The organism is Clostridia bacterium (genome assembly GCA_026414765.1).
Lineage (GTDB): Bacteria > Bacillota > Clostridia > Acetivibrionales > DSM-27016 > SKW86.
In genome coordinates this window covers 25,658-48,477 of sequence record JAOAIJ010000027.1, presented here as the reverse complement: position 1 = coordinate 48,477, position 22,820 = coordinate 25,658, and the positions used below count along the sequence as shown (strand labels likewise).

19 protein-coding genes are annotated in these 22,820 nt (G+C 36.3%); 2 read left to right on the top strand and 17 right to left on the bottom strand.

Annotated features, from left to right (window positions below; all coding sequences use genetic code 11):
• Positions 1-14: 14 nt before the first annotated feature.
• From N3I35_11305 to N3I35_11290, 4 genes are all read right to left on the bottom strand, one after another.
• A complete protein-coding gene (locus N3I35_11305; GenBank protein ID MCX8130671.1) occupies positions 15-683 on the bottom strand; it encodes a hydrogenase in 669 nt (222 codons plus the stop codon).
• Positions 684-687: 4 nt separating this feature from the next.
• Entirely contained in the window at positions 688-1,638 is a 951-nt protein-coding gene (locus N3I35_11300; GenBank protein ID MCX8130670.1) for an NADH-quinone oxidoreductase subunit H, read from the bottom strand.
• A 15-nt stretch (positions 1,639-1,653) separates the two neighbouring features.
• Positions 1,654-3,717, bottom strand: coding sequence for a hydrogenase 4 subunit B (hyfB, locus tag N3I35_11295; protein MCX8130669.1), 2,064 nt, complete (start codon positions 3,715-3,717; stop codon positions 1,654-1,656).
• 155 nt (positions 3,718-3,872) lie between these two features.
• Complete coding sequence (locus N3I35_11290) at positions 3,873-4,160, bottom strand: LysM peptidoglycan-binding domain-containing protein (protein MCX8130668.1); 288 nt, start codon at positions 4,158-4,160, stop codon at positions 3,873-3,875.
• A gap of 284 nt (positions 4,161-4,444) precedes the next feature.
• On the opposite strand from N3I35_11290, the gene lexA reads away from it, so the two are divergent.
• On the top strand, positions 4,445-5,086 hold the full coding sequence (gene lexA / locus N3I35_11285; GenBank protein ID MCX8130667.1) for a transcriptional repressor LexA: 642 nt from the start codon (positions 4,445-4,447) through the stop codon (positions 5,084-5,086).
• A 52-nt stretch (positions 5,087-5,138) separates the two neighbouring features.
• Here the strand turns inward: lexA and hfq are convergent, their stop codons facing one another.
• The 6 genes from hfq to miaB all read right to left on the bottom strand — a co-directional run bounded on the left by hfq (position 5,139) and on the right by miaB (position 13,191).
• A complete protein-coding gene (gene hfq / locus N3I35_11280) occupies positions 5,139-5,384 on the bottom strand; it encodes an RNA chaperone Hfq (protein MCX8130666.1) in 246 nt (81 codons plus the stop codon).
• A gap of 139 nt (positions 5,385-5,523) precedes the next feature.
• Positions 5,524-6,465 carry a tRNA (adenosine(37)-N6)-dimethylallyltransferase MiaA gene (gene miaA, locus N3I35_11275; GenBank protein MCX8130665.1) on the bottom strand — a complete coding sequence of 314 codons (942 nt, stop codon included), beginning with the start codon at positions 6,463-6,465 and terminating at the stop codon, positions 5,524-5,526.
• 63 nt (positions 6,466-6,528) lie between these two features.
• The gene (gene mutL / locus N3I35_11270; protein MCX8130664.1) at positions 6,529-8,604 is read right to left on the bottom strand and encodes a DNA mismatch repair endonuclease MutL; all 2,076 of its coding nucleotides are present in this window, start codon (positions 8,602-8,604) and stop codon (positions 6,529-6,531) included.
• A gap of 10 nt (positions 8,605-8,614) precedes the next feature.
• Complete coding sequence (gene mutS / locus N3I35_11265) at positions 8,615-11,257, bottom strand: DNA mismatch repair protein MutS (protein MCX8130663.1); 2,643 nt, start codon at positions 11,255-11,257, stop codon at positions 8,615-8,617.
• A gap of 64 nt (positions 11,258-11,321) precedes the next feature.
• Positions 11,322-11,705: a YlbF family regulator gene (locus N3I35_11260; GenBank protein ID MCX8130662.1), complete on the bottom strand. Its 384-nt coding sequence runs from the start codon at positions 11,703-11,705 to the stop codon at positions 11,322-11,324.
• Between the two features lie 64 nt (positions 11,706-11,769).
• A complete protein-coding gene (gene miaB, locus N3I35_11255; protein MCX8130661.1) occupies positions 11,770-13,191 on the bottom strand; it encodes a tRNA (N6-isopentenyl adenosine(37)-C2)-methylthiotransferase MiaB in 1,422 nt (473 codons plus the stop codon).
• 198 nt (positions 13,192-13,389) lie between these two features.
• On the opposite strand from miaB, the gene N3I35_11250 reads away from it, so the two are divergent.
• Positions 13,390-13,944: a hypothetical protein gene (locus N3I35_11250; GenBank protein ID MCX8130660.1), complete on the top strand. Its 555-nt coding sequence runs from the start codon at positions 13,390-13,392 to the stop codon at positions 13,942-13,944.
• A 72-nt stretch (positions 13,945-14,016) separates the two neighbouring features.
• Here the strand turns inward: N3I35_11250 and N3I35_11245 are convergent, their stop codons facing one another.
• The 7 genes from N3I35_11245 to pyrF form a co-directional block, all read right to left on the bottom strand.
• A complete protein-coding gene (locus tag N3I35_11245; GenBank protein ID MCX8130659.1) occupies positions 14,017-14,871 on the bottom strand; it encodes an orotate phosphoribosyltransferase in 855 nt (284 codons plus the stop codon).
• Positions 14,872-14,888: 17 nt separating this feature from the next.
• The gene (locus N3I35_11240) at positions 14,889-15,575 is read right to left on the bottom strand and encodes a histidine phosphatase family protein (GenBank protein ID MCX8130658.1); all 687 of its coding nucleotides are present in this window, start codon (positions 15,573-15,575) and stop codon (positions 14,889-14,891) included.
• A 32-nt stretch (positions 15,576-15,607) separates the two neighbouring features.
• Positions 15,608-16,522, bottom strand: coding sequence for a dihydroorotate dehydrogenase (locus N3I35_11235; GenBank protein MCX8130657.1), 915 nt, complete (start codon positions 16,520-16,522; stop codon positions 15,608-15,610).
• Positions 16,523-16,638: 116 nt separating this feature from the next.
• Complete coding sequence (locus tag N3I35_11230; protein ID MCX8130656.1) at positions 16,639-17,421, bottom strand: dihydroorotate dehydrogenase electron transfer subunit; 783 nt, start codon at positions 17,419-17,421, stop codon at positions 16,639-16,641.
• A gap of 25 nt (positions 17,422-17,446) precedes the next feature.
• Entirely contained in the window at positions 17,447-20,659 is a 3,213-nt protein-coding gene (gene carB, locus N3I35_11225) for a carbamoyl-phosphate synthase large subunit (protein ID MCX8130655.1), read from the bottom strand.
• A 46-nt stretch (positions 20,660-20,705) separates the two neighbouring features.
• Positions 20,706-21,782 carry a carbamoyl phosphate synthase small subunit gene (locus N3I35_11220; protein ID MCX8130654.1) on the bottom strand — a complete coding sequence of 359 codons (1,077 nt, stop codon included), beginning with the start codon at positions 21,780-21,782 and terminating at the stop codon, positions 20,706-20,708.
• Positions 21,783-21,865: 83 nt separating this feature from the next.
• Positions 21,866-22,816: an orotidine-5'-phosphate decarboxylase gene (gene pyrF / locus N3I35_11215; GenBank protein MCX8130653.1), complete on the bottom strand. Its 951-nt coding sequence runs from the start codon at positions 22,814-22,816 to the stop codon at positions 21,866-21,868.
• Between the last annotated feature and the right edge of the window lie 4 nt (positions 22,817-22,820).

Below are 22,820 nucleotides of genomic sequence, written 5' to 3'. Positions count from 1 at the left end.
ATACCTCCTATACCTTATCCCTTTAGATTACGTAACTTATTTATATCTATTGAATCAAAATTCTCATTTATTCTGAACACGAATACTCCCATAATCAAAACTGCTGTGAGCAAATCGAAAAATACACCTATTTCTACAATCATAGGCATTCCGAATGTGGTAAGTATGGCAGCCATAAACATACCGTTTTCTATTACAAGAAAGCCTATTATCTGTCCTATCGCCTTTCGCCTGCTGATCATAAAGAAAAGACCTATAAGCACTACTGCTACGGAATTAGTCAGGAATATACGCTCGTACATGTTTCTGATATCAGGTATTAACGAAACAACATACCAGATTAATATTACCAGTCCACAGCAAATGATAATGGAAATCGGAATGTTTATAAAAAAGTCTTTTTCCACTTTATACTCAACTCTTTTAGTAATTCTTTTCAGCATACTAGGTATATAAATAACCTTAAGAGCAATAATTAGCAGACATATTATAATGATACCGTCAAACTTCCCTTCTTCTATTAGGTGGTAAAGGCTAAATGTAGCAGCTACTAAAGCCAGAAGAGCCGACTGAAGCCTGAATGTCTTAATATAAGAATTGATTCTTTTATTTGCTACAAGTATAAAAGTAGTTATTAGAATAAACATTGAAAAAAGATTCAAGATATCTAAAAACTTATTCATCTCACTACCTCCCGAATACAAATGACGCCATAAAACCTAATAATGATAATATAAATGCAAGTGCCGCATAATTTGGCACACTGAACAACCTTAGTTTTACAGAATTGATCTCAACAAATGCTATAAGAGCAGTTGTCAAAACTACTTTTAAAACATATAAAATCAGTGTTATGAAAAGACCTATTATCGGCTCTGCTTCAATACTAAAAGGGAAAAATACATTTACTACAAGTGTAATCAGTAAAAGCTGCTTTATTGAAGCAGATATCTGCATTAAAGCCAGATATCTGCCCGAATATTCCAATATCATTGCTTCATGTACCATAGTCAGCTCCAGATGAGTTGCTGGATCATCTACCGGTATTCTTGCAGTTTCGGCAATAAGCACTATCAACATTGCGGCTAAAAGCAGCATATATGCAGGGCTGAATATACCAGCCCCCACATTTATTGAGCCTGCATAAATAGCTTTAAAATTAGCTGAATAATTATTAGGGTTAAGTCCTAAAGTAAAAAGTGTTATTAATAGCGAAGGTTCAATAAGGGATGAAATCATCATTTCACGACTGCTGCCCATACCTCCGAATGTACTTCCTGTATCTAATCCTGCTAAAACCATAAAAAGTCTTCCTATTGCAAGAAGGTATACAAAAAGTACCATATCTCCCGTAAAGCCAAATGAAAACATTTGTGGAATTACCGGTACAAACAGAGCCGCAATGATTATTGATATAAAATAAACATAAGGGGTTATCCAGAAAATCCATGATGAGTTCTCAGGAATAACTACATCCTTCTTAAAAAGCTTGAGAAGATCATAATACATCTGAAAGACAGGTGCTCCCTTTCTATGTTGAACTTTAGCCTTGATTTTCCTTATTATCCCGTTTACTAGAGGAGCAAATATTATAATGACTGATATTTGCAAAATGCATTTTGCTAAATCTATAAACATTTTTTCACCCCGATATTAGGATTTTGCATAATAAATGAACATTACAACAATAACTACAAATATATAAATGAGGTAAGTATGTATACTCCCTGTCTGTATAAGAAATCTGGTTCTCCTTGCAAAATTTATGACATTTTTAATAATTGGTTCATACATGTATTTTTCAAATATTGATTGAGTTGAAACTTTATATTGGGCTGATTTGAAAAAATACTCCGTAGCTCCGCTTTCTACCTCAAATTCTCTATTTGGCCTGTATAATGCTCTAAATACAATTCGTAACGGTTTAGAGAAACCTGTTGCAGAATACTGCATTCTTGAATCTAAAGCCCTGTACCCGCAATCCCACGTTTTATACACTCTTTTTTGTGCTTTTCCTTTAAGTAGATTTACTATTAGCAATAAGACGGGAATCAAAATCAAAAAAGCTATGACAAGTGCAGCTAGAGAAATTGATGTACTACTCTTATCAGAAAACATTAGGAAGCTGGACTTTCCAGTGATTACACTGCTTATTGAATTACCAAAAAAATCATTGCTCACATTTTCAATCAGTCTGAGAGTTATTCCAGGCAGTATGCCAAACAATATGCACAGGAACGATAAAATTCCCATACCTGCAAGCATTGACTTAGGAACTTCCTCGGCTGATTTTGCGCTGCTTGTCCTTGGAAGAGCAAGAAATGCAATACCAAATGTCTTAATAAAGCTTGCTGCTACCAATACTCCTGCCATTCCTAATAATGCAACTATTAATATAAGTATGATCTTATACCAGCTTCCGGTTATTCCGATACCTGCAAAAAGTGACTGATATATAAGCCATTCACTGGTAAATCCATTAAAAGGCGGAATCGAAGATATGGATAAAGTTCCACACAAAAAAAACAAAGCTGTAAATGGCATACGTTTTATCAAGCCGCCCAGCTTTTCCATATTTTTTGTATCAGTCGAATAATGTATAGCTCCAGCACCTAAGAAAAGCATACTTTTAAATATTGAATGGTTCAATGTATGTAGGAGTGCAGCACTTATGGCAAATACAGCTATTCCCGTATACCCTTTTGAATAGGATGTTAAGGCTATCCCTACACCTATCATTATGATACCGATATTTTCTACACTAGAGTAAGCAAGCAACCTCTTGATATTATTTTCCATTAAGGCAAACGCTATTCCCAGTATTGTTGTGATACCTCCGATTACAAGTACCAGCGTTCCCCACCAAAGATACTGGGGGTCCAAAAAACCAAAACATACTCTGATAATACCATATACAGCAGTTTTTATCATGACGCCAGACATCAAAGCAGAAATATTACTTGGTGCCGCCGGATGTGCTTTAGGCAGCCACACATGTAATGGGATCAGACCGGCCTTGGTGCCAAAGCCTATCAAACTAAATAAGAATATTATGTTTTTTACAGCTAAAGGTGTTTTTTCGAGGTTTATTGAGGAAAAATAAGCTGTTCCAGAGTATTTAAATATTAATACAAAAGCAGCTATAATAAACGCTGTTCCTATATGTGTCATTATTATGTACATAACACCCGCTTTTTGCGTTTCAGCCTTTTCGTTCTCAAAAACAACCAGGAAGTATGAAATCAAGGACATTAACTCCCAGACTATAAGGAAAAAGAATAGATGTCCGGATGAAACAACCAGTACCATTGATAAAACAAAAAAATTATATAGAAATCCAAATAAGCTTAAATTTCTTTTATGTAAGTAATGCCTCAAGTATCCATATGAATATAATGAAACTGTAAGGGAAATTAAAGAAATAATCAGTATAAATAAAGCTGAAAGATTATCAATTCTGAAATCAATTGAAATATTTTTGATGTTACTTGCAAATGAAAACTCCAAAATGTTTTTGTTTTCTGAAGATAATATCATTAAAGAAAAAAAGCTACCTACTACAGAAGCAGCTATTACTGCAGAATTTGATATTATTAAAGCTGTTTTTTGTCTTTTGTGTAGAATTAAGGATATTAATGCACCTGATATGTATATTACCAACATGAATAGAAATATGTATTTTAAATCTTCAGAAAGGAAAACCTTTTCCAAATACATTTATTGACCCCCCAATAAAACCTGTTTTTTCAAACTTCTTTTAAAAGGAAATTAAACTAGGTATTATGATACTCCTTTTAGAATGGGTTGTCAAATGAACATTGAATTTTGTCGAACACGAGTAAACACCACTGTTTATGTCAATTATTTTTATACTATTCTAAAACAGGTATTTTTAGTTCCTGTCCTGAGATTATGTTACCATCGTTAAGGTTATTTACTTTTTTTATTTCATAGATATACTTTCTTATATCACTTTCTTTATTGTTTTTATTTGCTATGTCCCATAATGTGTCACCTTGTCTGACAATTATTGTTTTATAGGAAGATTCCTTATATCCATATACTGTCGTTGCCAAAAAAGTTGTAGTTATGGTTATTATCATTATCATTATTACTGTTGTAAATCTCGTCTTATTTTTTAAAACATACTTCTTTTTCATAAATTCACCTCATACGGAACAGATGTTCTTTATGAAAACATTATATTCGAACGTTTGTTCTTTGTCAATATTTTGTAAGAAAATTTCGAACATAAGTTTGATTTTTGTAAAATTTATGATATAATACAATCATATAGTATTAATTTGTTTGACTGTACAAAACAGCATAAAGATGATTTGTATTACAGGTTTCCAAATTATCTTCAAAACACATTATGGACACTTGATATCCTATGTTTCAGGTATGAGGTTATGAGCGTATATAAATAAGAAGAGGTGCTACTATGCAAAAAAAGTTAAATGAAAAGCAGCAAAGAATATTAGACTTTGTCAATAAACAGGTTGAGGAAAAAGGTTACCCTCCATCTGTCAGAGAAATATGCAGCGCAGTAGGTTTTAAATCTACTTCTACCGTACACGGTTATTTGGAAAGGCTTGAAAAGGACGGCATGATACTTAAAGATCCCACCAAGCCAAGAGCACTTAAAGTGGTCAGTTCTAAAAATAATAAACCCATAAGAAATGAAGAAAATTTTTATCCTAGGAAAGAGCTTGTGGAGGTGCCTATTGTTGGGAAAGTAACTGCTGGGCAGCCGATTCTTGCCGTAGAGAATATAGAAGATACTTTTCCTCTGCCTGTGGACTTTGTCCAGAATTCCACAGCATTTATGCTTAGAGTACAAGGTGACAGTATGATTGAAGCAGGTATATTCGATAAAGATTTTGTACTAGTAAAACAGCAATCCATAGCTAATAACGGCGACATAGTTGTTGCTCTTATAGGTGATGAAGCTACAGTAAAAACCTTCTATAAAGAAAAGGGCTATGTACGGTTGCAGCCGGAAAATCAGTACCTCGATCCTATAATAGTAACAGACAATCTTTCTATTTTAGGAAAAGTTATAGGTGTATTCAGAAAATTATAAATAACTACATAAAAAAAGATAGCTATAAAGGTAGCTATCTTTTTTTATGTAGTTATTCTCTGTTATTATTATCATTAAATATCAAATTTACAGCTTTCATTGGACTTATAGTTGATATTGCATGTTTATAAACCAGTTGCTGCCTGCCTTCGCTGTCAAGTACTACGGTAAAATTATCAAACCCTTTTACCATTCCTTTTAGTTGAAAGCCGTTTGTCAGGTATATTGTAACACCTATATGTTCCTTTCTTACCTGATTTAAAAATACATCCTGTAAATTAATATTGTTCTTAACCACTGGAAATCCTCCTCTATTCTCGTCTTTTATCTAAAAGTGAAATACATTAGCTTCTACAATAATTAAAAATTATTGAGAAATATACTTATATTTTATATAAGCATTTATATCTATAAACCATTATTTGTCTACACATATTCTACAAGAAAATTCCAAATGATGCAATATAATATTTGATATTTTCTAGAATACCAGCCTCTTCACTGTATTTGTCCACATCAATCCAATGTATATACTCTATTTTTTTAAACCATGTTATCTGTCTTTTTGCATAGTGCCTTGAATCTCTTTTTATTATATAAACTGCGTCCTCTAGTGTTACTTCTCCTCTTATGTATGAAAGAATTTCTTTATACCCTATACCCTGCATTGCAATAGTACTACTATCGTACCCCATTTTTACGAGATTTCTGACTTCTTCCACCAGGCCTTTTTCCATCATAATATCAACTCTTTTGTTTATTCTGTCATAAAGCCTTTGTCTTTCCATACGAAGGCCAATAACGGCAAATCTGTATTTTGGTGGCACTGCTCTAGAGATCTCTTGGTGATAGGAAATAGGCTTTTTTGTATGTTCATAAACCTCCAGAGCCCTGATTACTCTTTTTACGTTGTTTTCGTGTATACTTTCTGCAGCTTCGGGATCTACCTCCCTCAACCTTTCATGAAGATACTTGTTTCCTTTCTCCTCTGCAACTTTTTTCAAATTTTCTCTTAATCCCCAATCACTTATAGTTTCAGAAAAGTTCAGATTATATATGAGCGAATTTATATATAATCCTGTACCACCCACTATAATTGGAACTTTGTTTTTTTGAATGATTTCATCTATATATTCGAGGGCTAACTGTTGAAACTTTGCAACATTGTACTCCTCATCAGGATAGATTTCATCGATTAAGTAATGTTTTATTCCGGACATTTCTTCAGTATCAGGCTTGGCTGTACCTATGTCCATGTATTTATAAACCTGCATCGAATCTGCAGAAATAATTTCTCCGTCCAGTATTTTCGCTATATCTATAGATAATTTGGTTTTCCCTGATGCAGTAGGCCCTACTATCACTATTACAGTCTTCACGCTGACCTCCAAATATATCACATTCCACTTTGTAAATAAAAACCTATATTTCTCTAACCATTTTTACACTATTCTTTTAAACATTTTTTCCAGTTCATATTTTCTAAGCCTGACTATTGTAGGACGGCCATGGGGACAAGTAAAGGGATTTTCAAGCTTTGTCAGCTCGTTTATTATACTCTGTATCTCCATGTCATCTAATTTTTTGTTAGCTTTTACTGCTGATTTACACGCAAGGGTATAAATCGCTTCGTCTGCAATGCTTGAAAATGAATCCTTTTTATAACCGTTTTTTACTGCTCCGATTACATAATCAAGAATCTCTGTAAATATTTCCTTTATTGAACCCCCATTATCCAAATATGGAATTGATCTAAGCATTATAGTATTATTACCAAAGCTTTCATAATTAAAACCTAATCTTTGTAAAAATTCTTGTTCCTCCTCCAGAAACTTAATCTCATGGTTTGCAAGCTCTATTACTACAGGGGATATCAGCTCCTGAGACATTGACTCGTTATTTATAAATTTTGTCCGTAGTCTTTCATACATTATTCTTTCATGGGCTGCATGCTGATCAATCATTAACAGCTCATTTTCATGCTGAAGCAGTATATAAGTAGAAAATGCCTGTCCGATGATTTTAGAATTTACAAGAAACTCATTCTTTAGTTCCTGAACGTTTTGACACTTTTGTTCCAAAGATGTTTCAGTATGCTCGTTTTGATTTTTCAATTCCCTACTATCCTCAGATATTTCATTCAATATAGTATTAATTTCAGCAATACTGCTTTTTTGAGTAGTATTTTCATTCTTAGCAGTTTGTTCATTATTTTCTTTTCTTACTGGTGAAACTATGTCAGTATAAGTATGCAATGATTTTTTTTCCTCAACCGGTTTTTCCGGCAAACTTTCTTTACGAATCTCTCTGCTTACATTGATTTCATCTCTCTTAGCACTATTTGTGTAATTGTTCAATGTACTTGTTGAAAAAGTATTTTTACGGGTAAATGTTTCAGGTTTTTCTTTTATATATTGAAACCCGGTACTAAAGTTTTGCTGAATGTAGTTTTCTTTGTAGGCTGGCTTGTTTTCAAATTTATAGGAAATATTATTATCCTTCTCTTCAAAATGTGCCGTTTTTGCTGTTACTTTTCCCAGAAGTGCATTATTTATTGAATGATATACACTTCTGAATATTTCTTGCTCTTCTGAAAATCTTATTTCCATCTTCGTAGGGTGTACATTTACATCAACAATAAGAGGATTTACTTCTAAATTCATCACAATAAAAGCAAATTTATTTTTCATAAGAAATGTCTTGTATGCCTCATCTATGGCAGATGTAATCAATTTGCTTTTTACATATCTTCCATTTACAAAAACAGACTGGTGATTCCGTGTCGCTCTTGATATTTCCGGTTTTCCTGCATATCCTGTAATTCTTACCTTATTATCTTGATAGCTGATTTCTGCTACTTCCTTTGCTGTTTCCTTGCCGTATATGCTGAAAACCGCACTTAGCAGTTCATTATTTCCCGGAGTATGGATAATAGTTGCATTATTGCTGATAAGCTTGAAGGAAATATGCGGCTTAGCCAGAGCGATTCTGCTTATTATATCAGAAATATAACCTGTTTCTGTACTATCTTTTTTTAAAAACTTAAATCTCGCAGGTGTATTATAAAAAAGATCGCGTATAATAAAGGTTGTCCCGACCGGACATCCCACAGGTTTGGATTCTTTTACATTTCCCCCCTGAATGCTTATATACATACCATGTGCATTTTTTTGTACCCTTGAAGATAATTCTACACGCGAAACAGCTGCTATACTTGCAAGAGCTTCACCTCTGAATCCTAATGTGCTTATTGAATCAAGGTCGTTTGCACTTTTAATCTTACTGGTTGCATGTCTTTCAAATGCAATTTCAACATCATCTTCGTCTATACCGGAGCCGTTGTCCGTAACTCTGATATAAGAAATACCACCATTTTTGATTTCTACAGTTATACTACTTGCACCTGCATCTATAGAGTTTTCAACCAGTTCTTTTATCACGGAAGCAGGCCTTTCGATTACTTCTCCGGCTGCAATCTTATTTGAAGTATTTTCATCCAATACAATAATCTTTCCCATAATATAAACCTTAGCATCCTTTCCTGGCTTTTTGCTGAAGCTTATACAGCACATTAATTGCATCCAAGGGTGTAAGCGCTGAAATATCCACACTTTTTAGTTCATCCATTATTTCATCTTTCGATTTTGATGTATTGCCGAATGAAAAAAGGTCTATCTGTCCGTCAATAGGAATCCTGTTTTTCCTTATTTTGATTTCCTTCTTGCTTATATCTGCATCTTCAAGCTCACATAGTATTTCTTTTGCTCTGTCTATTACCGGCTGTGGTACACCTGCAAGTCTCGCAACTTGTATACCATAGCTGTCGTCTGCCCCTCCACGGATAATTTTTCTCAGGAATATTATGTCTTCACCCTTTTCTTTTACTGAAATGCAGTAATTCTTTATCCCTGTAAGTTTACCTTCGAGCTCTGTAAGTTCATGATAATGAGTGGCAAACAGTGTTCTGCATCCCAATTTTTCCTTATCTCCGATAAACTCAATTACAGACCATGCAATACTTAACCCGTCAAAAGTGCTTGTCCCTCTACCTATTTCATCAAGAATTAGCAAACTCCTAGAAGTGGCATTATTTAAAATGTTTGCTACCTCGGACATTTCAACCATAAATGTGCTTTGCCCTGCAGCCAGATCGTCGGAGGCCCCTACTCTCGTAAATATCCTGTCAACAATACCGATCCTTGCACCTGATGCAGGCACAAAGCTGCCTATCTGAGCCATAAGTATGATTAAAGCCACCTGTCTCATATAAGTAGATTTACCCGCCATGTTTGGGCCTGTAATTATTGCAAGTCTGTTTTCGTCCATATCGAGAAGTGTGTCATTGGGCACGAAGGAAATCTGTTCTCCATACGATGTATGATTTATCATTTTTTCTACTACGGGATGTCGTCCGTCAATTATTTCTATCCTGTCTTCGACCGACATCTCAGGCATGGTATAATTTTCCCTGTCTGCTACTTCTGCCAAAGAGCATATTACGTCTACTTCAGCTATACTTCTTGCTGTGTTTTTTATCCTTCCCACTTCTTCAGCTATTTTATTTTTTATTTCCAGAAACAGCTGATACTCCAGCTCTATTACTTTTTGTTCCGCTCCCAGTATGGTATCCTCGATTTCTTTCAGCTCTTGCGTAATAAATCGTTCGCAATTTGCAAGTGTTTGCTTTCTAATATATGAATCAGGAACCAAAGAGTAATATGATTTAGTTACTTCTATATAATACCCGAATACCTTGTTGAAGCCTACTTTCAGATTTTTTATGCCAGTACGTTCTCTTTCCTTGTTTTCAAGCATTGCAACCCAGTCTTTCCCTTCTGTAGTTGCCTTTCTGTACTTATCCACTTCAGGATTATAACCAGTTTTAATAATCCCGCCTTCCTTAACTGAAACAGGAGGTTCTTCAATTATTGATTCTTCAATAAGTTTATAGATGTCTTCCATTGTATCAAGCTGTTTATAATTTCTCTTGTTGAGTTCTGATGAACATTGCTCTAGTATGTTTTTTATGAACGGAATCTGCCCAAGAGAATTTTTTAAAGCTACCATGTCCCTGCAATTTACGTTTCCCAATATGATCTTTCCCATCAACCTTTCAACATCATACACCCTCTTTAAAAGATCGCGGATTTCCATACGTACCATAAACTTTTCTTTCAGTTCATTTACTGCTTCAAGCCTTTCATTAATATCTGAGAGGTTTATCAATGGCTGCTCTATCCATTTCCTTATTGTCCTTCCACCCATTGAAGTCATTGTCCGGTCAAGAACCCAAAGGAGTGTTCCTTTTCTGGATTTTTCCCTCATAGTCTCAGTCAGCTCAAGATTCCTTCTTGTTGATATGTCAAGTACCATAAATTCTTCTATTTTGTATGAGCTTATTCCCTGAATATGATTCAAATTAACTTTCTGCGTTTGCTCCAGATATTCAAGAAGTGCACCGGCAGCATTTATTGATAAATCGTATCCCCTGCTTAACAATTCACACTCTGAAAATTTTTTCCGTATAATGTCAGCTGCATTTCCATCTTCAAAATACTTATCATCAAAGCCTGAGGTGTATGAGCTAAATCTCTTTCCTACCAATTCCATTATTTCCTTGTCATTATAGAACTCACTGTTCACTATGATTTCTGTAGGAGAGAACTTTGCTATTTCATCCATCAGCTTACTTGTTGTATTACCCCAGTTAATCTGGGAAGATATAAATTCGCCTGTAGAAATATCAACTACCGCTATTCCAAAGTAGAACTTATTTCGGTATACAGACATCAGATAGTTGTTTTTCTTTTCATCAAGCATGGATGAATCAGTTACAGTACCTGGTGTAATGACTCTTATCACATCTCTTTTTACAATACCCTTTGCAAGTGCAGGATCCTCCACCTGTTCACATATAGCTACCTTAAAGCCTTTATTTATCAGTTTTGATATATATGAATCAGCAGAATGAAAAGGAACTCCACACATGGGAGCTCTTTGTTCAAGTCCGCAATCTCTGCCTGTCAGCGTAATTTCTAACTCTTTGGACGCAGTCTCGGCATCACTAAAAAACATTTCATAAAAATCACCGAGCCTGAAGAAAAGTATGCAGTCCTTGTATTGCTCTTTTATGTCCAGATACTGCTGCATCATAGGTGTAAGTGCCGCCATTTTTTACCTCACTGAAACGCAATATTTATATAAGCTTAATTTTTCACTATAACCGTATTCCTTACTACTTGCATCCGCCCCCGCAGGAACCACACTTATTTGGCGAACAAGGCTCCTCCCCGGTTATTGTGTGAATGATTACATTATTTATATCCTTCATCATCTTATCAAAATCAGATTTTGATTCCAGATAGTTTTTTGTCACCTCATATTCATTGACTTCCTTTTGCTTATCCATAAGCCTTTGTTTTATGCTATCGACTATATCTTTGTCCCGGCCTTCTTTTGTCGCCCTCACAAGCTCTATCTGTAAAAGTTTATAATCCTCAAGAAGTCTCTTAGCCGTATCATCTCTTTCTATACTTTCTTCGGCTCTACTCAATCTATTCATCTCAGGTGATTCTGCAATCAACTGGCCTAATTCTCTAGCTTTTGCAATTACGTCCATCTTTTTCTCCTTTTATCCTTTTTAAGTATTTTATCATAAAAAAACTTTGCTAGCAAAAAAGTTACTAATCCTTTATTGCTATAACATCCCCTTCTAACGACCAGGTCTGTATTCCGGTTATTCTTACCGTTACCAACTTGCCTACCATTTCCTTTTTTCCTCTGAAATTAACTATTTTGTTAGTTCTTGTTCTGCCTGTATAGGTAGTCTTCCTATTTTTGCTCAGTCCTTCCACCAGAACTTCTTCTTCTTTTCCAAGATAATCATCATTTAGCGCTTTACTGATTTTATTCTGTACCTCCAGAAGTTTCTCAAACCTTCTCTTCTTTTCATCTTCACTAACCTGGTCCGGATTTTTTGCAGCAGGTGTGCCTGTCCTTTTTGAGTACAGAAAAGTAAAAGCAGAATCAAATCTTACTTCTTCCATGATATCGATTGTTTCGTCAAAGTCCTCATCTGTCTCTCCTGGAAATCCTACTATTATATCTGTAGTAAGAGCAGCTCCCGGAATACTTTCCCTGATTTTTGCAACTAAACCGAGATACTGGTCTTTTGTATATTTTCTATTCATTTGCTCAAGAATTTTTGTGCTTCCAGCTTGAACTGGCAGATGAATATGCTCACAAACCTTTTTACAATCCCTTACTGCATAAATCAAATCTTCAGTCAAATCCTTCGGATGTGAAGTCATGAATCTTATCCTTTCAATGCCTTCAATTTTGTCAACCTCTTTCAGCAGCATTGCAAAGCTTATATCTCCATCAAGGTCTTTTCCATATGAATTTACATTTTGGCCGAGAAGTGTAACTTCTTTGCAGCCATGTTGACCTAATGTCCTTACCTCATTAACTATATCATTAATACTTCTGCTTCTCTCCCTACCCCTCACATACGGCACAATACAGTATGAACAAAAATTATTGCAGCCGTACATAACCGTCACATATGCTTTTATATCATATTTTCTTTGTATAGGCATTCCCTCGGCAACTGCCCCGGTTGTCTCCCAAATATCGATTACATTTTGTTCTGAATGAATTGAACTATATAGTAATTCCGGAAACTTATACAGATTATGTGTACCAAATACAAGATTTACATGCCTGTACTTCTTCTTTATATGCTCAACAACTTCCTTTTGCTGCATCATGCAGCCACATACCGCTATCACTAGATCAGGCTTTTCCTTCTTCAATTTTTTAAGGGCGCCCAAATGCCCATATACTTTCAATTCTGCATTTTCTCTTACACAACAGGTGTTATATATGATTATGTCACTCTCATTAACATTATCAGTCTCTAGATAACCCATTTCAGCAAGCATACCGGCCAGTTTTTCCGAATCGTTTTCATTCATCTGGCAGCCAAATGTCTGAATACAATACCTTTTAAGCTTTCCAAGATTAATTTCCTTTACGTTATGAATAAACTCTTTTTGCTTTAATATATCTTCCTGAGGTATACATATTGTTTCTCTCTTGCTCAATCTTGTTTCCTCCAAGTTGTATTTGTAATTATTATTATCTTTTTAAATACTAAGAATGCTATAACATATCATAATCCATGGATAAGTAAAATTCAACAATAAATTGATCAGCAGAAATTCTGAATCGGATATGTTATTTTAAAATTTTTGTAATATATATTCTTGTCTAATCATAAATGATTAGGGGGTGTGTATTTTATGACAATTATTATTATAAAGAAAAAACTTCTTAAAATTGTAACAGTATCAATTCTATTATTAGCATTGGGTATTGGTATTTTCACTTATTCACAGAATAGCAGAAATCCGGATTCACTTGAAATGACTGTTTATGAAAATAGTCATCCTGATAAAGATTACTTACTTTCATTCTTGGCCTCGCCAAATATATCGGTTCAGGAGGAAAAGCAAATTGAAATTTTCGATGTTTCTAAAGGGGCTGTTATAAAAAAGGTTAAGCGGAATACAAAAATTCAGGATTTGGCCGAAAGTTATCTAAACGGAATAACAGGTGTATTTATTAAAGCAAGCGCCTTACCTAAGAACGGTTTTATAGTAAGAATTCCATTAAATCCTTCTATAGAAATAAAGACTCAGTGGCTAAGTCAACTAGTGAATGAAGTCTTTCTGATATTTCCTAATGGTGAAAAACCTTATTTATTGGTTTTGGACTATAAATTCAGACCATTGTTTTACAATTTTGAGGGTAATACTGATAAGTTATTGAAAACCCTGGATTTTAGCCTTAATTAAGTATAAAACCTCAGGATAATGTCAGTTTAATCGTTAGACATTATCTTGAGGTTTCTCTAACTTCTTGTTTTATTAACCGTATATTTTTTTATCTATACAAAGCTTTGCCCGTTCCTTTGTCTTTTCGTCTGCATTTAGTGCGTTCTCAAGGAATTCAGGGTGTGTTTCGAGGAATTCCTTCATAGAATCCTTAGGGTTTTTTATATATCTTACTATCATTTCATACTGCTCTACGTTAATCAATTTCATGTCAAGGACTTTGTCAAACAGCTCCTTATCTATGCTGACCATTGAAAATGATTTTACTCCTTCCTTTGCCAGCAATGCTTCTCCCCCTTGTTTTCTATCAACTACAACAACACTCCATAACATCTCTCCGCTAATATTTTTTATAGCTGGAATCCATGCCCTTTCATAACTTGATGCTTCAGTTATCAAGTCAGCTATATGTAATACCTTCTTACCACTTAAATTTCCGACTGGTGTTGTGTTGCCATTTTCGGAAATAACAGCTTTCATATCTTTATAAATCGTGATATGTGGTTTTCCTAGAATTTCCGCTATAATAAGAGAGAAAAACCAGTCACGTCTTTCTCCACCTGATATGCAGTCAATCTCAGATATATCTATATTTTCCCTGATATAGCTGCACATCTCCTCGATTAAACCTTTAAATATCCTATCACTCTTATAGTTTTCCCTGGTTGCGTCCAGAATTCTCCCGGGACAATTCACAATGTCATTCTTTTCTGAATCTATTTTTTTAAGTAAGTCGTTTGCTTTTGATTCACTTCCATACAAGAAATGTGTATTTATATAATATGGACCTATAGTACCAGATGTATACCAAAACGGCTTATTCTCAGGGCACACCCTGACTGCGTCTGTTTCAAACAGCCATGTAACCAGTTTTTCATTTGCACTCATACCATATACCCCCAATCTTATTCTTTGTTTTTTGAATTATAACTTTCCATATATTCTGCCCACCACTCCTGATTCTGTAGCGTACTGAGCTCTTTACCAAGATGGCCTGCATCCCCTTCCAGTACAACATTGAAATTATCATCTTCATAATCTATTATTGTTACGGAAGTATTGTCATACCACGGAATATCTATCATTTTTTCCAGACTGCAATTATGAAAGCTGCACATCATTGATCTTATAGCAGTTCCATGGGTTACAATGCAGATATTTTTTCCTTTATTTTCTTTTATTATTCTTTTTACCTCGTTAAGCAGCCTTCTCTGGAATTCTTCCATATTCTCACCGTTTGGCATTTTATGTGCATGTGGCTTGTTTTCCCAGGTATCATACTCTTCAGGCCATAATCCCGGAAGTTCATCCCATCGCCTGCCTTCCCAGTCTCCACCGTTTATTTCTTTCATCTGATCTGTTCTTATAATAGGAAGATTTTTTGCTTTTGCAATATACTCACAAGTCTGCAATGTTCTTTTCAATGAACTTGAGTAGATAATATCTATCGGTATGTCCTTAAGGCGTTCTGCTACCTTTTGGGCCTGTATATGCCCTTTTTCTGTAATAGGGCTATCTGTCCAGCCATGAAATCTCCGGATAACGTTTCCTTCCGCTTCAGCATGTCGTACAAAAATAAGACGAGTTTTCAAATCAAACCGCCTCCTCTATTTTGAACAAGTCATTATAAATTCAGTTCCAGCTTCCCCACTATGTCATTTACACTTTTATAGTTATGCCTTGAAAGATAGGATTCTATTCCCTTTACTACATCAATACATGCAGCGGGATTTACAAAGTTTGCTGTGCCGACCATCACTGCACTTGCTCCGGCAAGCATGAATTCGACTGCATCATCACCTGTTGAAATACCTCCCATCCCGATTACAGGCACTTTCACCATCTTTGAAACCTCATATGTCATTCTTACCGCTACAGGCTTTACTGCAGGACCTGACAGACCGCCGACATTATTTGCAAGTATAGGACGTCTTTTGTGAATATCGATAGCCATACCCAGAATAGTATTAATCAATGAGATTGCATCTGCACCTGCCGCTTCTGCTGCTGCTGCAATTTCCTTAATATCCGTTACATTTGGTGAAAGCTTAACTATAAGAGGTTTTTTACATGCTTCTCTGACTCTCTTTGTAAGAAGAGTTGTACCACCTGTGCTGGTTCCGAAGGCTAGGCATCCTTCTTTAACATTGGGACATGAAATATTAAGTTCAATAGCGTCTATATCTGTGTCACTTAAAATCTCTGCCATTTCGACATAATCTTCTATTGTATTTCCTGCAATATTAGCTATTACCGCTGTATTAAACTGTCTCAGATATGGAATCTCTTCTTTAATAAATACCTCTACTCCCGGATTCTGGAGTCCCACACTGTTCAAAATACCTGCAGGTGTTTCCGCTATTCTGGGAGGTTTGTTACCCAAAGTAGGTTTTAGTTTGAGCCCTTTAACGGAAATACCGCCTATTTGATTCAAATCCACGAATTCTGCATACTCCCGTCCAAACCCGAAGGTTCCCGAAGCAGCTATAACAGGATTCTTTAGCTCAATACCTGCTATGTTAACACTTAAATCAATCATACTCTTTAACCTCTTTATTTATTTTATCGCACCTGCCATACGGCAGGTATGCAATAGCTTTCCAGGCCATTGCCTTTCGAGCTATATGCTCCATGTCCCCAATCCGAATGAATCCTTTAATCAAATATTACTTCATCACTCCAGAATACGGGTCCGTCTTTACATACATGGCTATACTCCCACTCATCACCCAATCTGGTTTTGCATGCACATACAAGGCATGCACCTATTCCGCATCCCATTCTTTGCTCTAAAGATACCTGACACTTAACTTGAAATCTGTCTGCTATATCAACTACTTTCCTTATCATGGGAGTTGGTCCACAAGTATATATAATATCAAACTTATCTTCCATGAGATCCTTTTCCAACAATTCCGTAACCAGCCCTTTATGGCCTTCACTTCCGTCATCAGTTGATATGGTTAGTTTATCTGAAGCATTTTCAAACTCATCTCTTAATACTATGAATTCCTTGCTTCTAAATCCCAAATAGGCATGTTTTTTGGCACTTTTAATATTTTTAAGCAGATAAAGCAGAGGGAAAACGCCTATCCCTCCGCCTACTACAGCAATTCTTTCACAGCTCTCTGAAACCATAAACGGTTTTCCTAAAGGAGCTATTATATCAACTTCCATTCCGGCTTGTTTTTGTGCCAGATATTCCGTTCCTATACCCTTGACTTGGAAAACAATATCAAGTAGATTCCGCTCTCTGTCAATATTACAGATACTAATAGGTCTTCTCAGCAGTGCATTTATTCCTTCACTGCATTTAATGTTCACAAATTGTCCAGGCTCCGCATTTTTTGCTATATACTCAGAGCTGATTATCATTTTATAAATATCCGGAGCCAGTCTTTCCACAGACTGTATTTTTTCTTTCAAAACCTTTGCCATGGACTTCCTCCGCTAATAATACTGTTTAGTCAAACACGCTCAAGTTGATTATATCCAGCTCCCCTACATCTTTGCCCAGCTTTAGACATTGAATTACAGCCTTTGCAGTATCCAGTGATGTAAGACAAGGTATCTGAATTTCTACAGATTTTCTCCTTATTTTGAAACCGTCTCTTTCAGGTTTACGACCTTTTGTAGGAGTATTAATAACCATGCTTATCTTTCCCGATTGTATCAAGTCTATGAGATTCGGAGATCCTTCATCTATCTTTTTAACTGCATTTGTAGCAATACCCTGACTGTTTAACATTTTCGCAGTTTTACCTGTAGCCCATAATTCAAAGCCCAGTTTTTCAAAATCTTCTGCAATCCCTATAAGTTCAGGCTTATCGGTATCCCTTACAGTCATCAGTATACCGCCGCCTTTCTTTGGAAGTTTTATACCTGAAGCTACTATACCTTTATACAGTGCCTCCGTTACACTCCTTGCTATTCCCAGTACCTCACCTGTAGATTTCATTTCAGGTCCAAGGCTCGTATCTACATCGTGCAGTTTTTCAAATGAGAATACCGGAACTTTCACAGCTACATAATCCGCTTCTTTATATAGTCCTGTTCCGTAGCGGAAATCACTGAGTTTCTTACCCATCATCAGTTTTGTTGCTATATTTACCATAGGTATTCCTGTCACCTTGCTTATATACGGGACAGTACGGCTTGAACGTGGATTTACTTCAATTACATACAGCACGTTGTTATACTGCACATACTGGATATTAACCAACCCAACTACATGCAGCGCTTTTGCCAGCTTTCTTGTATAATCTATTATCTGCTCTTTCGTTTTTTCGTCTATAGTCTGAGTAGGATATACAGAAATACTGTCTCCAGAATGTACTCCGGCTCTTTCAAGATGCTCCATTATACCCGGAATAAGTATATCTTCCCCGTCACATATTGCATCAACTTCTATTTCCTTACCCATCATATATTTATCTATCAAAATAGGATGTTCCTGTTTTACCCTATTTATTATTTCCATAAACTCAGTGACATCCTTATCACTGTATGCTATCTCCATTCCTTGTCCGCCAAGGACATAGGAAGGTCTTACCAGTACAGGATAACCCAGATCATTCGCTGTCTCCAGTGCCTGTTCCAAAGTAAATACGGTTCTACCTTTAGGTCTTGGAATTCCTACTTCCTCAAGGATAGCATCAAACTTTTCCCTGTCTTCAGCAGCATCTACATATTTAGGTTCAGTACCGAAAATCTTAACTCCCATTTCATTTAGGGCCTTTGTCAGCTTTATAGCCGTCTGTCCTCCAAACTGAACTATTGCACCTGCAGGTTTTTCGGTTTCCACTATGTTTTCTACGTCTTCAGGCGTCAAAGGTTCAAAGTAAAGCCTGTCTGAGGTATCAAAGTCAGTACTTACTGTTTCCGGATTATTGTTAGCTATGATAGTTTCATAGCCCTCTTCCTTAAGTGCCCATACTGAATGCACCGAACAGTAGTCAAATTCGATACCCTGACCGATTCTAATAGGTCCGGAGCCGATTACCAATACCTTTTTATTATCAGATTCCTTTACTTCGCATCTTTCATCGAAGGTTGAATAATAATATGGTGTGACTGCTTCAAACTCAGCAGCGCATGTATCAACCATTTTATATACAGCTTTTATGCCCAGTTCTTTTCTAAGGTTTTTGATATCTTTCTTCTCACAGCCTATATACTTCGCAATTATCGCATCTGTAAAGCCCATTTTCTTTGCTTTTCTCAATATTTCCTTTGTCAGGCTGTCTATCTCCAAGGACTTAAGTTTTTCTTCCATCAGTACCAATTCTTTAATCTTACAAAGGAAGAAATCATCAATCTTTGTAATATCGTTTATTTCCTCTACCGAAATGCTCCTTCTTATGGCCTCAGCTATAACAAAAATTCTTTCGTCATTTATATCCTTTAATTTCTCCAATATCTGGTTTGCATCGTATTGCTTATAGATATCCTGCTCAAGAGTAAACAACCCCAGCTCCAGAGAACGGATTGCCTTCATAAGAGCACCCTCAAAAGAGCTGCTTATAGCCATTACTTCTCCAGTAGCCTTCATCTGTGTACCCAGTGTTCTTTTTGCCTTTACAAATTTGTCAAACGGCCACTTTGGTATCTTTACAACAACATAGTCCAGTGTTGGTTCAAAGCATGCATACGTCTTTCCTGTGACGGCGTTTTTTATCTCATCAAGCCCATACCCTATGGCAATTTTTGTTGCAACCTTAGCAATAGGATAGCCTGTTGCCTTTGAAGCTAAAGCAGACGAACGGCTAACTCTAGGATTAACTTCTATTACAGCATACTCGAAGCTGGTAGGATGAAGGGCAAACTGGCAGTTACATCCTCCTTCTATACCCAGTGCCGAGATTATCTTTAAGGATGCTGTTCTCAGCATCTGATATTCCTTATCTGCAAGTGTCTGTGAGGGAGCCACAACAATACTGTCTCCGGTATGCACGCCTACAGGGTCAATATTTTCCATATTACATACAGTAATAACATTGCCCTTTCCGTCTCTCATTACTTCATACTCTATTTCCTTCCAACCTGCAATACATTTTTCTATCAAAACCTGATTTACTCTACTTAAACGCAATCCATTTGAACCGATTTCATGCAGTTCATCCTTGCTGTATGCGATACCGCCGCCCGTACCCCCAAGCGTATACGCAGGCCTTACAATAACAGGGTATCCTATCTCTGCCGCAAAAGCCATTGCATCTTCAATAGTATTTACTACCTTACTGGCAATACATGGTTCGCCTATCCTCTCCATTGTATCCTTGAAGTCTTGCCTGTCTTCAGCCATTTTTATAGCATCTGTCTTAGTACCGAGCAGCTTTACACCGTTTTCTTCAAGAAATCCTGATTCTGCAAGTTCCATAGCCAGATTCAATCCTGTTTGGCCACCCAATGTAGGCAGTATGCTGTCAGGTTTTTCTTCTAAAATAATGTTTTTTACTACCTCAACATTTAGTGGTTCTATATAAACCTTATCAGCTATATTTGTATCTGTCATTATTGTAGCCGGGTTACTATTTACAAGAACAACTTCAATACCTTCTTCCTTTAAGGCCTGACAGGCTTGAGTACCTGCATAATCAAACTCTGCAGCTTGTCCTATGATAATCGGTCCCGAACCTATAACTAGTACTTTCTTAACATCATTTCGTTTAGGCATTATCTCTATCCCCCATTCAAATCAATCGGCAACCAATAGCCGCCAATTAAATGCTCTTATGTTTTTTCATCAGTTCTATGAATTCATCAAAAAGGTATGCCGTATCTGTTGGTCCGGGCGAAGCTTCCGGATGGAACTGAACAGTGAATACAGGCACATCCTTATATCTTACACCTTCAATAGTGCCGTCATTCATATTCCTATGGCTTACTTCCATTCTTTCCGTATCCAGTGAATCCTCAATGATTGTATATCCGTGATTCTGTGAAGTAATATAAGTCAAATCCTTGTTCAGATCCTTTACAGGGTGGTTACACCCACGGTGGCCGTATTTGAGTTTTTGTGTATTTGCATTATTTGCTAATGCTGTCAGCTGATGTCCAAGGCATATTCCAAATATTGGTTTCTTACCGATAAGTTTTTTCAGTGTATTTATTTCATCCTGACAATCCTTTGGATCACCAGGTCCGTTTGAAAGCATTATGCCGTCAGGATCTATGTCCAATATCTCTTCTGCACTTGTCCATGCCGGAAACACATGTACATCACAACCTCTTTTAATTAGTGACCTTATTATATTTTGTTTTATTCCATAATCAATAAGCGCAACTTTAAATCCTGTACCTTTATAGTGTGCAACTTCCTTTGTAGTTACCTGGTGTACAGGTTCCTTTATAGCGTAAGCTTTTATCTCTTCCAGCCTTTCTTCAAGCTTGAAGTCAGGGTTAGTAGAGATAATTCCTTTCATAGTGCCCTTATCCCTTAAAATTCTTGTAAGAGCTCTTGTATCAATACCCTCAATTCCTATTATATTATGTCTCTTCAGGTATTCATTCAAGGATTCTATCGATCTCCAGTTACTGGGTGTTTTGCAAAGCTCTCTTACAATAAACCCTCTTACCTGCGGTTTACTTGATTCTATGTCTTCCAGATTAACACCGTAGTTGCCTATAAGTGGATATGTCATCGTAACAATCTGACCACAGTACGATGGATCTGTCAGAACCTCCTGGTATCCTGTCATTCCTGTATTAAATACTATTTCTCCAATTATTTCGCCTTCTATCCCAAAGCTGTTACCATGAAAAACCGTACCATCTTCAAGCGCCAATATCGCCTTCATTTATTACACCCCTTAAATCTATATTATAGGCTAATTACTAATTAATTGCCTTTTTTACATGAGTATTTCTGTGACCTGTGCGGTTACTTTCCATAGGCCGCTTTTATCGCAGCGTTTATGTCATCTTTCATTCTTAATGCTTCTGCTCTGCAAGCCTCACTATATCTTTCCTCACTGAAATTGCTCTTCCATAAATCCGCCTTATAGGCACACATGATGCTTCTGGATGCATTTACTATTGCGCCCAGCCCATCCTCATTAAATGAGCTTACTATATCCTGCGCCGTTCCACCCTGTGCTCCGTATCCTGGTACAAGAATATATGCATTCTTCATTATCTTTCTTAAGACTTTTGCCTGTTCGGGATAAGTAGCACCTACAACAGCACCTACGCTGCTATATCCATACTTTCCTTTCACATCATTACCCCATTCATTGACCAATGCAGCCATTATTTCATAAATATGCTTACCATCCTGTGTAATCAAATCCTGTAGCTGTCCTGATGATTTGTTTGAAGTCTTGACCAGTATGAAAATGCCCTTTCCGTAGTTTTTACAATCATCTATAAAAGGCTTTACCCCATCTACACCAAGATACGGACTTACTGTCAATGCATCAGTCTCAAATGCTGCTGTATAGTTATCACCCTCAAGTTTTGTTTTCCCAAGGTATGCAGTAGAGTATGCTTCAGCAGTACTTCCAATATCATTTCTCTTTCCGTCAGCTATAACAAGCATACCGTTTTCTCTGGCATACCTTATTGTCCGTTCAAAAACTTCTATACCGTCAAGTCCATACATTTCATAGTAGGCTAACTGCGGCTTTACAGCGGGTACTATATCGCAAACTGCATCTATTATTCCCTTGTTAAACTCCCATATGGCCTCGGCAACACCGTTCAGGTTGTTTCCATACTCTTCAAAGGCTTTATTTTTTATATACTGTGGAACATACTCAATCCTTGGATCCAACCCAACAACAGTCGGATTGTTCTTCGCCTTAATGTTTTCTATAAGACTGTCAATAAACATACTT

Excerpts from the sequence above, each read along its gene's own strand:
- N3I35_11220 (MCX8130654.1), bottom strand. The coding sequence starts at position 21,782 with ATGAAGGCGATATTGGCGCTTGAAGATGGTACGGTTTTTCATGGTAAC.
- lexA (MCX8130667.1), top strand. The coding sequence starts at position 4,445 with ATGCAAAAAAAGTTAAATGAAAAGCAGCAAAGAATATTAGACTTTGTC.
- mutS (MCX8130663.1), bottom strand. The coding sequence starts at position 11,257 with ATGGCGGCACTTACACCTATGATGCAGCAGTATCTGGACATAAAAGAG.
- hyfB (MCX8130669.1), bottom strand. The coding sequence starts at position 3,717 with ATGTATTTGGAAAAGGTTTTCCTTTCTGAAGATTTAAAATACATATTT.
- mutL (MCX8130664.1), bottom strand. The coding sequence starts at position 8,604 with ATGGGAAAGATTATTGTATTGGATGAAAATACTTCAAATAAGATTGCA.
- N3I35_11305 (MCX8130671.1), bottom strand. The coding sequence starts at position 683 with ATGAATAAGTTTTTAGATATCTTGAATCTTTTTTCAATGTTTATTCTA.
- N3I35_11230 (MCX8130656.1), bottom strand. The coding sequence starts at position 17,421 with ATGGCAAAGGTTTTGAAAGAAAAAATACAGTCTGTGGAAAGACTGGCT.
- N3I35_11260 (MCX8130662.1), bottom strand. The coding sequence starts at position 11,705 with ATGGACGTAATTGCAAAAGCTAGAGAATTAGGCCAGTTGATTGCAGAA.
- N3I35_11290 (MCX8130668.1), bottom strand. The coding sequence starts at position 4,160 with ATGAAAAAGAAGTATGTTTTAAAAAATAAGACGAGATTTACAACAGTA.
- N3I35_11245 (MCX8130659.1), bottom strand. The coding sequence starts at position 14,871 with ATGAGTGCAAATGAAAAACTGGTTACATGGCTGTTTGAAACAGACGCA.
- N3I35_11235 (MCX8130657.1), bottom strand. The coding sequence starts at position 16,522 with ATGATTGATTTAAGTGTTAACATAGCAGGTATTGAGCTAAAGAATCCT.
- pyrF (MCX8130653.1), bottom strand. The coding sequence starts at position 22,816 with ATGTTTATTGACAGTCTTATAGAAAACATTAAGGCGAAGAACAATCCG.
- N3I35_11300 (MCX8130670.1), bottom strand. The coding sequence starts at position 1,638 with ATGTTTATAGATTTAGCAAAATGCATTTTGCAAATATCAGTCATTATA.
- carB (MCX8130655.1), bottom strand. The coding sequence starts at position 20,659 with ATGCCTAAACGAAATGATGTTAAGAAAGTACTAGTTATAGGTTCGGGA.
- N3I35_11250 (MCX8130660.1), top strand. The coding sequence starts at position 13,390 with ATGACAATTATTATTATAAAGAAAAAACTTCTTAAAATTGTAACAGTA.